The sequence below is a fragment of the Pseudomonas sp. NY15372 genome, from assembly GCF_048068215.1.
GTDB classification, from domain to species: Bacteria; Pseudomonadota; Gammaproteobacteria; order Pseudomonadales; family Pseudomonadaceae; genus Aquipseudomonas; species Aquipseudomonas guariconensis_A.
On record NZ_JBLUPY010000059.1, the window covers coordinates 1 to 13,011 of the forward strand.

Annotated in this window: 11 protein-coding genes; 6 read left to right on the forward strand and 5 right to left on the reverse strand. The window is 65.8% G+C overall.

From position 1 onward, the window contains the following. Nucleotides 1–329: 329 nt before the first annotated feature. Nucleotides 330–2,183 (reverse strand): sigma-54-dependent Fis family transcriptional regulator, encoded by a 1,854-nt coding sequence (locus ACNFG0_RS22205; protein ID WP_416766433.1) that lies wholly within the window; start codon nt 2,181–2,183, stop codon nt 330–332. A gap of 276 nt (nt 2,184–2,459) precedes the next feature. Here ACNFG0_RS22205 and ACNFG0_RS22210 point away from each other — a divergent pair, with 276 nt between their 5' ends. The 6 genes from ACNFG0_RS22210 (at nt 2,460) to ACNFG0_RS22235 (ending at nt 7,975) form a co-directional block, all read left to right on the forward strand. Then, nucleotides 2,460–3,515: an ATP-NAD kinase family protein gene (locus ACNFG0_RS22210; protein WP_196156713.1), complete on the forward strand. Its 1,056-nt coding sequence runs from the start codon at nt 2,460–2,462 to the stop codon at nt 3,513–3,515. A gap of 22 nt (nt 3,516–3,537) precedes the next feature. After that, a complete protein-coding gene (locus tag ACNFG0_RS22215) occupies nt 3,538–4,515 on the forward strand; it encodes a thiamine pyrophosphate-dependent dehydrogenase E1 component subunit alpha (protein WP_196146975.1) in 978 nt (325 codons plus the stop codon). Nucleotides 4,516–4,547: 32 nt separating this feature from the next. After that, nucleotides 4,548–5,570, forward strand: coding sequence for an alpha-ketoacid dehydrogenase subunit beta (locus tag ACNFG0_RS22220; RefSeq protein WP_416766435.1), 1,023 nt, complete (start codon nt 4,548–4,550; stop codon nt 5,568–5,570). Beyond that, the gene (locus ACNFG0_RS22225; protein WP_416766437.1) at nt 5,567–6,673 is read left to right on the forward strand and encodes an acetoin dehydrogenase dihydrolipoyllysine-residue acetyltransferase subunit; all 1,107 of its coding nucleotides are present in this window, start codon (nt 5,567–5,569) and stop codon (nt 6,671–6,673) included. The genes ACNFG0_RS22220 and ACNFG0_RS22225 overlap by 4 nt, the downstream gene beginning before the upstream one ends. A 261-nt stretch (nt 6,674–6,934) precedes the next feature. Then, on the forward strand, nt 6,935–7,321 hold the full coding sequence (locus ACNFG0_RS22230) for a VOC family protein (protein ID WP_196156716.1): 387 nt from the start codon (nt 6,935–6,937) through the stop codon (nt 7,319–7,321). A gap of 84 nt (nt 7,322–7,405) precedes the next feature. Next, nucleotides 7,406–7,975, forward strand: a complete 570-nt coding sequence (locus ACNFG0_RS22235; protein ID WP_196156717.1) for a hypothetical protein — start codon at nt 7,406–7,408, stop codon at nt 7,973–7,975. A 179-nt stretch (nt 7,976–8,154) separates the two neighbouring features. Here the strand turns inward: ACNFG0_RS22235 and ACNFG0_RS22240 are convergent, their stop codons facing one another. The 4 genes from ACNFG0_RS22240 to ACNFG0_RS22255 form a co-directional block, all read right to left on the reverse strand. Beyond that, nucleotides 8,155–9,834, reverse strand: a complete 1,680-nt coding sequence (locus ACNFG0_RS22240; RefSeq protein ID WP_196156718.1) for an MFS transporter — start codon at nt 9,832–9,834, stop codon at nt 8,155–8,157. A 202-nt stretch (nt 9,835–10,036) separates the two neighbouring features. Beyond that, nucleotides 10,037–10,705 carry a phosphoribosyltransferase gene (locus ACNFG0_RS22245; RefSeq protein ID WP_196146980.1) on the reverse strand — a complete coding sequence of 223 codons (669 nt, stop codon included), beginning with the start codon at nt 10,703–10,705 and terminating at the stop codon, nt 10,037–10,039. A 4-nt stretch (nt 10,706–10,709) separates the two neighbouring features. Then, nucleotides 10,710–12,044 carry an erythromycin esterase family protein gene (locus ACNFG0_RS22250; RefSeq protein ID WP_416766441.1) on the reverse strand — a complete coding sequence of 445 codons (1,335 nt, stop codon included), beginning with the start codon at nt 12,042–12,044 and terminating at the stop codon, nt 10,710–10,712. Between the two features lie 68 nt (nt 12,045–12,112). Beyond that, nucleotides 12,113–12,760 carry a DUF2238 domain-containing protein gene (locus tag ACNFG0_RS22255; RefSeq protein ID WP_416766442.1) on the reverse strand — a complete coding sequence of 216 codons (648 nt, stop codon included), beginning with the start codon at nt 12,758–12,760 and terminating at the stop codon, nt 12,113–12,115. Between the last annotated feature and the right edge of the window lie 251 nt (nt 12,761–13,011).

A 13,011-nucleotide genomic window follows, 5' to 3' on the forward strand; every position in this document is an offset into this window, starting at 1 on the left:
GGAGCAAGGCTGGAGCGAGGGAACCCCGGAGCGCAGCGCAGGGGCCGGATGCAGGAGCCAGCGTTTTTTGGTTACTTTTTGTCGCGTTTGACAAAAAGTGACCCGCCGTAAAGGCGGAAAGGTGACTCAGCGTCGCCATCGCAAATGGACTTTGCGCTTACGTCAAAACCAACAATTTATCGACTGCATTGAAATAGCGAAATATCCATTCGCCATGGCAAACGGACTGTTCGCTTAAATCAATACCAACGAGTCGACAAAACATCGGGCGCAGCCCATCGCGGCACAAGCCCGTTCCTACAGGATCACGCAAACCTTGCCAAGTGAATCTATAGCTTCATCCTCGGCATCTCGATACGGTGCTCATGCACCCTCCGATACAAGGTCGCGCGGGAAATGCCAAGCGCCCGCGCCGCCTCCGCCGGCTTCCAGCGATGGCGGATCAGGGCATCGAGCAGCAGCTGCCGCGCAGGGCTGGAAGCAACCGACTCGCTGGAGCTGGAACCGGCACCACGCACTTCTTCAGGCAGATCCTCAGGCATCACCTGCCCACCCTCGCACACCGCACAGGCGTAGCGCAGCACCTGGCGCAACTGGCGCAAGTTGCCGGGCCAGCGATAGGTCAGCAGCGCCTCCAGCGCGGCATCTGTCAGCCTGGCGTCGACGCCACAGGCCTGGGCTTCTTCGGCCAGCAAGCGCTGGATCAACCCCAGGCGGTCGTCCCGCTCACGCAGCGGTGGCAACTCGAAACGGGCATTGGCCAGGCGGAAGTACAGGTCCTCGCGAAAACGCCCATCGGCCACCATCGCCGCCAGGTCCCGGTGGGTGGCGCAGATCACCTGCAGGTTTACCCGTTGGCGCCGTGCCGCGCCTAAGGGCGCCACTTCGCCCTCGGCCAGCACGCGCAGCAGGCGGGTCTGCAGGTTCAGCGGCATATCGCCGATCTCGTCGAGGAACAAGGTGCCGCCATCGGCCTGCTGCAACAGGCCCTGCATGCCCTTGTTCGAAGCCCCGGTGAACGCCCCGGCCACGTAGCCGAACAGCTCGCTTTCGATCAGGCTCTCCGGGATCGCCGCGCAGTTGAGCGTCACGAACGGGCCGTCACGCCGCAGGCTTTGCTGGTGCACCTGGCGGGCGAAGACCTCCTTGCCCACGCCGGTCTCGCCCAGTACCAGCACGGCCAGATTGCAGTCCTTGACCCGCGTGGCCAGGCGCAGGTGCTGTTCGATGCGCGCGTCCTGGGCCTGCTGGGGCAACACCGTCCGGGCCCGGCGCTGGGGCGCGCTGACCCGGCCGTAGAGCCCACCCCAACCCGGCAAGTGCTGGGCCGACGCGTCGCTGGCCCGGCGCAGCTGGTCGAGGTCGAACAACTCGCCGATATGCCCCGGCAAACGCCCCAGGCGCTCCAGCAAACGCTGGCGCGCCAGGCTGTTGATCGCCTGCAGGCGGCCGTCGCCGTCCCAGGCCAACAGGTAATCCGGCTGGCTTTCCACGTAACCTGGCGTGCCATGGGCGCGCATCACCCAATGGCCTTGGGCGCTGTGCATGAAGAAGGCATTCTCGATCTCCCGCGCGGTCTGCTCCACCAATTGGCGGATCAAGTGCTGGCTGCGCCGGTCGTCGGGGGACTGCAAGGCCGACACGTCCACCACACCCAACAATTCGCCCTGGGGGTCGAACACCGGGGCTGCGCTGCAGGTCAGGCCGATAAAGGCGGCGCGGAAGTGGTCACGTTTGTGCACGGTGATCGGCGCCTTGCTGGTCAACACGGCGGCAACCCCACAAGTGCCCTCCTCACCTTCCGACCAGCAGGTGCCCAGGTACAGCCCGGCCTTGCGACAGTCATTGCGGATGGCCGACTCCACCCGGTAGTCGATGGTGCGCCCCTGGGCATCGGTGAGCAGTACGCAGTAGTCGGCGCCGCGCACCCGCTCGTGCAACCGGGCCACGGCATCGCTGGCGATACGCAGGAACAGCTCGGCGCGCTCGCGGCACTCGTTGAGCACGTCCTGGGACAGGATACGCGGCCCCTGCAGGGAGCCAGGGTCCAGGCGGTACAGCTCCATGGAACGGCGCCACGAGTCGAGGATCAGCGTCGGTACCGGTGCCTGGGGCAAGCGGTCGGCGTTCTTCAGCACACGGCTGACGCAGTCGACATGGGCTCGGGAGTTCGCGGCAAGCATCGGGCCTCCGGTTCTCGTGTTCTTGTCGTTGTGCGGCCATTAAGCGCCTCGACGAAGTCTCCGACAAGCGCGGCGTGATCATCGGTACGCCTGAGACGCTGCGTCTCAGCGTCTCGCCCTGCACCTCACCAGGCTGGCACCGGGCGTCTCGCTCGGCACTGCCCGAGCGGCATCGCGCACCGGGCGTAGCCGCTCTGGCACGGCTATCTCGAGCCCGTCGAACAAAGCTGGCACTGCCCTTGCTCCAGCCCTGGCAAACAAGAACCGAGGTGCGCCATGACGCAACCTGCCCCGACTATCGGCATCATCGCCAACCCGGCCTCAGGTCGCGACCTGCGCCGCCTGACCGCCACTGCCGGCCTCTATTCCAGTACCGACAAGGCCTCGACCATCCAACGCCTGCTGGCCGCCTTCGGTGCCACGGGCATCGCCCAGGTGCTGCTGCCCAGCGACATGACCGGAATTGCCGCCGCAGTGCTCAAGGCCAGTCAAGGCCCAGTGGCACAAGACCAGCGCTGGCCGACCCTGGAGATCCTCGACCTGCCACTGACCCAGACCGTCGCCGATACACGCCTGGCCACGCGCCACATGGTCGACCGAGGCGTGGCGATGATCGCCGTGCTCGGCGGTGACGGCACCCATAAGGCCGTGGCCGCCGAAGCCGGGGATGTGCCGCTGCTGACGCTGTCCACCGGCACCAACAACGCCTTCCCCGAACTGCGCGAGGCCACCAGCGCCGGCCTGGCCGGAGGGTTGCAAGCCAGTGGCCGAGTGCCCGCCGGCATCGGCCTGCGTCGCAACAAGCGCCTGCTGGTGCGGGTACCCGAACAGGGCGTATGCGAATGGGCGCTGGTGGAGGTGGCCGTGTCGCCCCAACGCTTCATCGGCGCCCGTGCACTCTCTCGCAGCGAAGACCTGACCGAGGTCTTCGCCTGCTTCGCCGAGCCCCATGCCATCGGCCTTTCCGCGCTATGCGGGTTGTGGTGCCCGGTATCGCGCCTGGACCCTCACGGCGCCTGGGTACACCTGGACCCGCACGCCCAACATACGCTGCTCACCCCGCTGGCCCCCGGCCTGCTGCAAGGCTGCGGCATCGGCGCCTCGGGGCGGCTCGAGCCGGGCATCGCCTACCCCCTGAGCCTGGCCTGCGGCACCTTGGCCCTGGACGGCGAGCGGGAGATCGAATTCGCCGAGCACGACACCCCCACCGTCACCCTCGACGCCAACGGCCCGCTGACCGTAGACGTCGAGGCCGTACTGGCCTATGCCGCCCGACATCACCTGCTGGCGGTCCCGAGGGACCATCGGCGCCTCGCTGCAACCCTGTGTTGAGACAACCCTGGAGAACAACAAGATGTCCACCCAATTGAATTCCGAGCAGTTGCTGCATGCCTATGAAGTGATGCGCACCATCCGCGCCTTCGAGGAACGCCTGCACGTGGAGTTCGCCACCGGCGAGATTCCCGGCTTCGTCCACCTGTACGCCGGCGAGGAAGCCTCCGCCGCCGGGGTGATGGCCCACCTGCGCGACAGCGACTGCATCGCCTCGACCCACCGCGGCCACGGCCATTGCATCGCCAAGGGGGTCGATGTGTACGGCATGATGGCGGAAATCTATGGCAAGAAGACCGGCGTGTGTGGCGGCAAGGGCGGCTCGATGCACATCGCCGACCTGGAGAAAGGCATGCTCGGCGCCAACGGCATCGTCGGTGCCGGTGCGCCCCTGGTGGCCGGCGCCGCCCTGGCGGCGAAAATCAAGGGCCGCGACGATGTATCGGTGGCCTTCTTCGGCGACGGCGCCTCCAACGAAGGCGCGGTGTTCGAGGCGATGAACCTGGCGTCGATCATGAACCTGCCGTGCATCTTCGTCGCCGAGAACAATGGCTACGCCGAGGCCACCGCTTCGACCTGGTCGGTGGCTTGCGACCATATCGCCGACCGCGCCGCCGGGTTCGGCATGCCGGGGGTGACCATCGATGGCTTCGACTTCTTCGCCGTGCACGAAGCCGCCGGCGCTGCCATCGAGCGTGCTCGCGCGGGGCAAGGCCCGTCGCTGATCGAGGTCAAGCTCAGCCGCTACTACGGCCACTTCGAAGGCGACGCCCAGACCTACCGCGCCCCGGACGAGGTGAAGAACCTGCGCGAAAGCCGCGACTGCCTGCTGCAGTTTCGCAACAAGACCACCCGCGCCGGCCTGTTGAGCCACGAGCAGCTCGACGCCATCGACGCCCGGGTCGAGGACCTGATCGAAGACGCCGTGCGCCGCGCCAAGTCCGACCCCAAGCCACAGCCCGCCGACCTGCTCAGCGACGTCTACGTCAGCTACCCGTAAGGCCGGACAACAAGAACAACAGGAGAACCACCATGGCAAGAAAGATCAGCTACCAGCAGGCCATCAACGAAGCCCTGGCCCAGGAAATGCGCCGTGACACCAGCGTGTTCATCATCGGCGAGGATGTCGCCGGCGGCGCGGGTGCGCCCGGCGAGGAAGATGCCTGGGGCGGCGTGCTCGGGGTCACCAAGGGCCTCTACCATCAGTTCCCCGGCCGAGTGCTCGATGCGCCGCTGTCCGAAATCGGCTACGTGGGCGCAGCCGTCGGTGCCGCGACCCAAGGTCTGCGCCCGGTGTGCGAACTGATGTTCGTCGACTTCGCCGGCTGCTGCCTGGACCAGATCCTCAACCAGGCGGCCAAGTTCCGCTACATGTTCGGCGGCAAGGCCGTCACCCCACTGGTCATGCGCACCATGTACGGGGCCGGCCTGCGCGCCGCGGCCCAGCACTCGCAGATGCTCACTTCGCTGTGGACCCATATTCCGGGCCTGAAGGTGGTCTGCCCCTCTTCGCCCTACGACGCCAAAGGCCTGTTGATCCAGGCGATCCGCGACAACGACCCGGTTATCTTCTGCGAACACAAGCTGCTCTACGGCATGCAGGGCGAAGTCCCCGAGGAGGTCTACAGCGTACCGTTCGGCGAGGCCAACTTCCTGCGCGACGGTGACGACGTGACCCTGGTCACCTATGGGCGCATGGTCCATGTGGCGATGGAAGCCGCTGCCAACCTCGCCCGCCAGGGTATCGACTGCGAAGTGCTGGACCTGCGCACCACAAGCCCGATGGACGAGGACAGCATCCTCGAGAGCGTGGAGAAGACCGGTCGCCTGGTGGTGATCGATGAAGCCAACCCGCGCTGCTCGATGGCCACCGACATCAGCGCCCTGGTCGCGCAGAAGGCCTTCGGCGCCCTCAAGGGCCCGATCGAGATGGTCACCGCGCCGCATACGCCGGTGCCGTTCTCCGATGCCCTGGAAGACCTGTACATCCCCGACGCGGCGAAGATCGAAGCCGCCGTACACAAGGTGATCGAAGCCGCGAGGAGCGCCGCATGAGCCAGATCCATACCCTGACCATGCCCAAGTGGGGCCTGTCGATGACCGAGGGCCGAGTGGACGCCTGGCTCAAAGAGGAAGGCGACGAAATCGTCAAGGGCGACGAAGTGCTGGACGTGGAGACCGACAAGATCAGCAGCAGCGTCGAGGCCCCCTTCAGCGGCGTGCTGCGCCGCCTGGTGGCGCGCCCTGACGAAACCCTGCCGGTGGGTGCCCTGCTCGCCGTGGTGGTGGAAGGCGAAGCCGATGAAGCCCAGATCGACGCAGTGGTGCAGCGGTTCCAGGCCGAGTTCGTTGCCCAGGGCGGTACCGAACAGGCCCAGGGCCCAGCTCCGCAGAGGGCTGAGATCGCCGGCCGTCTGCTGCGCTGGTTCGAACTCGGCGAAGGCGGCACGCCCTTGGTGCTGGTGCATGGTTTCGGCGGCGACCTCAACAACTGGCTGTTCAACCACCCGGCCCTGGCCGCCGAACGCCGGGTCATCGCCCTGGACCTGCCCGGCCACGGCGAGTCAGCCAAGGCTCTGCAACGGGGCGATCTGGATGAGCTGAGCGAAGCCGTACTGGCCCTGCTCGACCACCTTGAGATTCCCCGGGCCCACTTGGTCGGCCACTCCATGGGCGGCGCAGTGAGCCTGAACCTGACACGCCTGGCGCCCCAGCGAGTGGCCAGCCTGGGCTTGGTGGCCAGCGCGGGCCTCGGCGAAGCGATCAATGGGCGCTACCTGCAAGGTTTCGTCGAGGCCGGCAGCCGCAACGCACTCAAGCCGCAGATGAGCCAGCTGTTCGCCGACCCGGGCCTGGTCACCCGGCAGATGCTCGACGACATGCTCAAGTTCAAGCGCCTGGAGGGCGTGGACAACGCCTTACGCCAGCTGGCCACGGCTATAGCCGACGGCGACCGGCAGCGGCACGACCTGCGCAGCGTGCTCGGGAGCCTGCCGGTGATGGTGATCTGGGGGGCCGAGGATGCGATCATCCCGGTCAGGCATGCCCATGGGCTGGAGGCTGAGGCGGTGGTGATACCCGGTGTCGGGCACATGGTGCAGATGGAGGCGGCCGAGCAGGTCAACCAGCATCTGCTGGCGTTCCTGCGCAAACACTGACCACCCGAGCGGGGTGGCCCTGCAAGTGCGCTAGCATGGCAAGGGCTTCACCCTTGATCGCGGGGCAAGCCCGCTCCCACAAGGCCGGTACCAGCACCGCGACGGCCAGACACAAAACCTGTGGGAGCGGGCTTGTCCCGCGATCGGGCCGGTATTGCGTCGCAGGACGAACCCGTTCCTACAAGGTCTCTCGGAGCGGGGTGGTGAACACACGTAGAACGTCTTTACTTGCAGGTAACCGCCTGCCGAACGGACGTGCCTATGAAAATCGTGATTACCAGCATCCTGGTCGACGACCAGGCCAAGGCCCTGGCCTTCTATCACTATGTGCTGGGCTTCGAGCCCAAGCACGACATCCCCATGGGCAAGCACCGCTGGCTGACCCTGACCTCGCCCAACGACCCCAACGGTGTGGAGCTGCTGCTCGAGCCCGATGCCCACCCCGCCGCCAAGACCTACAAGGCCGCCCTCAAGGCCGATGGCATCCCCGCCACCTCGTTTGGTGTGCGCGACATCCAGGCCGAATATACCCGGCTGTGCGCCGCAGGCGTGCACTTCACCCAGCCGCCGACCGCCATGGGACCGGTGACCGTGGCGGTGTTCGACGACACCTGCGGTAACCTGATCCAGATCGCCCAGCGTCACTGAACACCACGCCCGGAGTGAATGCCACCAAGTCTTCCGCTAAAGTGCCGGTTCCCGTAACAAGCGCAGCCATAACAAGGAAAACCCATGCGCTATGAATTCAGCGAAGTACTCAACGACCTGGTCGACTATTTCATCCTCGGCGATATCCAGTTGCTGCAACGCTACAAGGAAGAACACGACCTGCCTGACGACCTGGCCGGGGCGTTCACCAGCAGCGACGTCGGCGACCAGGCGGTGTTCGACGGCATCGTCCTGCCGCTGGCCGGGGTCGAGAACCTGCCCTACCGGATCATCTTCAGCCTCGACGAGGCCACCCCCGCGCTGCTCGCCCCCGGCAGTCGCCTGAAGCACCGCCGCCCGGGCTATGTGCTGCAGGTGCAGCACCGCGCGCTGATGCTGTTCACCTGGCGCATCCTGCAGCACTTCACCCACAAGGCCTTGGGCGACCTGCTGGCACGCTACCAGCAACCGGGCCGGCCAATCATCGAGCTGGACAACGGTTGGTACCACGTCGAGGTACTGGCAGGCGCGGTGCTGCGCGACGGGCTGTACGAGCCGGCGTTCGAGTTCGTGCTGAACAAGACCCACATCCGGGGTGATTGCGCAGGCGTCGATATCGGCTATCGCTATGCCTTGCGAGGTTGTTTCGACTAGGCGACACGCCTTGTCGCAAAACGAGCCCGCGCCCCCAGAAAATGGGAACCTCCTGCACAGCGCAGGTCCCTATGGGAGATCACCAGCCCTTCCGGGCTGCGCTGTCGCGCAGGGAACAAGCGGCTAGCGCCGCCCCCCTGTGGGAGCGGGCTTGCCCGCAATGGCTGTGCAGCAGCCCCTCACGCGTGATGGATATCCCTGTCCTTGGTCTCGGGCAGGAAGAAGATCCCCAGCACCGCTGTCATCACCGCGATCACGATCGGGTACCACAACCCGTAGTAGATGTCGCCCGTCGCCGCCACCATGGCAAACGCCACGGTCGGCAGGAAGCCGCCGAACCAGCCATTGCCGATATGGTATGGCAGCGACATGGAGGTATAGCGGATGCGCGCCGGGAACAACTCGACCAGCCAGGCGGCGATCGGGCCGTAAACCATGGTCACGTAGATCACCAGGAGCGTCAGCAACAACAACACCATCGGGTAGTGGATCTTCGCCGGGTCGGCCTTTTCGGGGTAGCCTGCTTCCTTGAGCGCGGCGCCCAAGGTGGCGGTGAAGGTGTCGCCCTGGGCCTTGAAGTCCGCCGCTGCCAGCCCGGCACCTTCGAAGCTTGGGATCACCCGGTCACCGATGCGCACCTGCGCCACGCTGCCGGGCTCGGCGTCTTCATTGGAATAGGGAATCGCACGCTTGGCCAGCAGGCTCTTGGCGATGTCGCAGGAGCTGGTGAAGCGCGCCTTGCCCACCGGGTCGAACTGGAACGCGCATTGATCGGGGTCGGCGACCACCACCACTGGGTTCTGCTCTTGGGCCACGAACACGTCCGGGTTGCCGTACTCGGTCAACGCCTTGAAAATCGGGAAGTAGGTCAGCGCGGCGATGATGCAACCGGCCATGATGATCTTCTTGCGCCCGATACGGTCCGACAGGCTGCCGAACAGCACGAAGAACGGCGTCCCGATCAACAGCGAACCTGCGATCAGCAGATTGGCGGCCTGGGGATCGATCTTGAGCATCTGCAGCAGGAAGAACAGCGCGTAGAACTGCCCGGTGTACCACACCACCGCCTGCCCCGCGGTACCGCCGAGCAACGCCATGATCACCACCTTGAGGTTGTCCCAGCGGGCGAACGACTCGGTCAGCGGCGCCTTGGACGCCTTGCCTTCGGCCTTCATCTTCATGAAGACCGGCGACTCGTTGAGTTGCAGGCGGATATACACCGAAATCGCCAGCAGCAGGATCGACAGCACGAACGGAATGCGCCAGCCCCAGGCCTCGAAGGCCTCCGGCCCGAGCGCCGTGCGGCACGCCATGATCACCAGCAGCGACAGGAACAGCCCGAGGGTGGCGGTGGTCTGGATCCACGAGGTGAAGAAACCCCGCTTGCCCTTGGGCGCATGCTCGGCCACATAGGTCGCGGCGCCGCCGTATTCGCCGCCCAGCGCCAGGCCTTGCAGCAAGCGTAGGCTGATGAGGATGATCGGCGCCGCCACACCGATGCTCGCATAGCTGGGCAGCACGCCGACCACGGCCGTGGACAAGCCCATGATGACGATGGTGATGAGGAAGGTATGCTTGCGCCCGATCATATCGCCCAGGCGGCCGAACACGATGGCACCGAACGGGCGCACGGCAAAGCCTGCGGCGAAGGCCAGCAAGGCGAAGATGAACGAGGTGGTCTCGTTGACCCCGGCGAAGAAATGCTTGGCGATGATCGCGGCCAGGGAGCCGTAGAGGTAGAAGTCATACCATTCGAATACGGTGCCCAGGGACGAGGCGAAGATGACCTTGCGCTCCTCCCGGGTGATGCCGCGCTGGGGTGCACTGCTGCCTGAGGACGTGCTGTCGATGACCGCCATGGGTTGCCTCCGTCTATGGGCGATAGGCCGAAGGTGCCCTACTACGCATTCACCAATGCACCCAGGCCGTGGGTTTTGCAAGGTTGCGCGAAGCACGACAGGGCGGGCCGCCCAGGATCGCAGCAAGGTCTGTTGAAGAATAATCGGCTTTGCCGGGATAGCCATGGAACCCCGACCACGCGCCTTGTCTGGCGGGCGCCGCTCAGCCGGACATACTGCCCGCCAGCAACCTCACCACTTCGTCATCCCCCGTCTGGTCGAACCGGTCATAGTGCAGCCCCACCGCGCGAAACGGCTCGGGCATTTCCAGGCACACCAGCTCATCGACCAAGGGCCGCAGCATCGCCACTGCCTCTCGCGCGCCCACCGGAGCGGCGAACAGCAGGCGCGACGGCCCGGCGGCGGCCAGGGCCAGCAAGGCTGCGCGGGCGGTGCTGCCGGTGGCGATGCCGTCATCCACCAACACCACTTCACGGCCCGTCACATCAGGGGCTGGACGACTTGCGCAGTAGGCTCGGCGCCGCCGCTGGATTTCCTCCAGTTGCCGATCACGCTCGGCGTCGAACCAATCCTGGGAGGCACCGAACAGCGCCATCATCGCTTGGTCGGCCACGCAGTAAGGCGGGCTGCCCTCGGCCACGGCACCGATGGCGAACTCCTCGTTGCCCGGTGCGCCGATCTTGCGCACCAGGACCACGTCCAGCGGTGCGGCCAATGCCTTGGCCACTTCGTAGGCCACCGGCACACCGCCACGGGGCAAGGCGAGTACCAGCGGCTGGTCTTGCACCCGCGACTGGAGCGCCTGGGCCAAGGCGCGCCCGGCCTGGCGGCGGTCTTTGAACATGGGGTGCTGGGAAAAATAGGTATTCATGGCATCAGACTCCGGACGGGAAGGTGTCTTCCTCATGGCTTGCGCTTTCGGGCACCGGCAACGGTGTGACGGCAGCGGTCTGCTCGATCCACACCAGCGCATCGAACTGATCGGCCAGAGACGCTTCGAAATAATGGCTCTGGCGCTCGGTGGCCGGGCGGTAGATGACGCCGATGGCACGCTCGAGCAAGGGTTCGGCCAGGGCCTCGCGCAATGCCTGCGTGCCCTCCCCGCGCCAGTCGGTCAACGAGGCCGGAATGCCGGCATCGAGGAAACGGCGCTCCCAGCTGTCCGGGCGTGAGGGCAGGACCTGCTTGATCCGCACCGGGCCATCCCAGTCATCGGCAGCGGCCACCTGGCCTCGGTCGGTACTCATGCCGATCAATACCGCCTCCTGGCCGAAGGCGGTGCGGCACAACTGGCCCAGGTTGAGCTCGCCACGCCAGCCCATCTGAGTGGCGGCGGCGTTGCCGATATGGGAATTGTGCGCCCATACCACTGCCTTGGCCCCTGCGCCACGATGGGCGAGCAACGCCCGCAGGGTGTCGAACATATGGGTGTCGCGCAGGTTCCAGGAGGCCGCCGAGCCACGGTACATGGCCCGGTAGTATTGTTCGGCGGCCCGCACCACGCGGGCGTTCTGGGTGGCGTTGAAGAAGGCCTCGCCGTCATGGGCCAGACGCGCCAGACGTTCGGCCAGCAGGCTGTTGAGCTGCTGCACCACCGCGTCTTCGCACGGCACCTGGCCACCGCGTTCGACGAAATGCCCATACAGGGCCGGGTCGTCCTGCCACGGGGTCAGGCAACCGTAGCGCTGGCGTGCCTCGCGGGCCAGCTCGGTGTCGGTGCGGTCCAGGTAGGCCAGCACCTCGGCCATGGAGTTGCGCAGGCTGTAGATGTCCAGGCCACGAAATTCGACCCGCGCCTCAGCCGCCTTGGCCTGGTTGTGGCCCTGCAGCCAATGGATGAGCTCGCGCACCTCGGCGTTGCGCCACATCCAGCTGGGAAATCGCGAGAACGCTGGGTCGCGGGTGGGCGCGGCCCCCAGGCCACGTACCTTGCGGTCGAGCTGCCCGGCATCAGGCCAGTCGGCTTCCACCGCGACGATGGTGAAACCGTGCCGCTCGACCAGCCGCCGGGTAATGGCGGCCCGGGCCCGGTAGAACTCCCGGGTGCCGTGGCTGGCTTCACCGATCAGCACCACCTTGGCGTCAGCAAAACGGTCGAAAAATGCGCCGAACAACGGCGCATCGATATTCGGCAGCGGCTCGCCATGGCGGCGCAGCAACGTCAGCAGCGCATTGTCGGCGGCTTCGCGAGTCTTGGCGGGGGCAGGCATGGGGAGCTCCTCTGGATCGTCTTCCTATACCCGGGAGACGCCAGGGCGGCGCGGGATGTTCCACGGTATTACTTGGGCGGTCGAACACCCAGCAATGCGCCCAACGCAAGGCTGGCCAGCGCACCGCCCAGCGCCAGCGCCATGTCTTTCTGCGCATCCCAAGGGTCGCGTTGGGTGGCGACGAACGCGCGGGCCGTGTCGGTCCCCACGTATTGGCCACCGACCCATTCGATCAGTTCGTACAACGCCGAGGTGGCGAGTACCAGGTTCAACGCCAGAAACGCCAGCCAAGCCCCGCGCAGGGGTGTCAGGCGCCATAGCGTTTCGCGTAGCGGTCGGTAGAACAGCAGGCCGTAGCTCAGGTGCACCAGCCGATCGTACTGGTTGCGTTGCCAGCCCAAGGCAGCGTTCAACGACTGGTCGAACCATGCCTGCCACCAACGGTCGTAAGGCACTTCGGCATAGGTGTAATGCGCACCCAGTTCATGCACGACGAGTAACAGCAGGATCGACAGGTAGGCCTGCCGTGACAGGCGCAGCCAGCGCCAGCCGACGACCAGGGCCAGCACCAGAGCCAGCGGGACGATGTTTTCCATCAGCCAGTCGGCGCGGTGCCGGGGCATGATGCCGGAGGCCAGCACCGTGGTCATGGCCAATGCCAGCAGGGTCAGGGCCTGGGCGGGTGTGGTGGGCGGGGTAATGCACTGTCGGGCCACGATGACGACCTCGTTGGGCTGTCTTTGCTTAGAGTCATCTCGTTCAAGGTGTTCTGCTTGCGCTTGCTTGTGATGCGCGATAGCCAGACATCGCCAAATGTGACGTCAGGAGGCCGAGTAGAAGCCTTGCCACCGCAAACGGACTTTGCGCTTACGTCAAAACCAACAATTTATCGACTGCATTGAAATAGCGAAATATCCATTCGCCATGGCGGCGCTCACTCACCTTTTCGCCTTTACGGCGACCTACT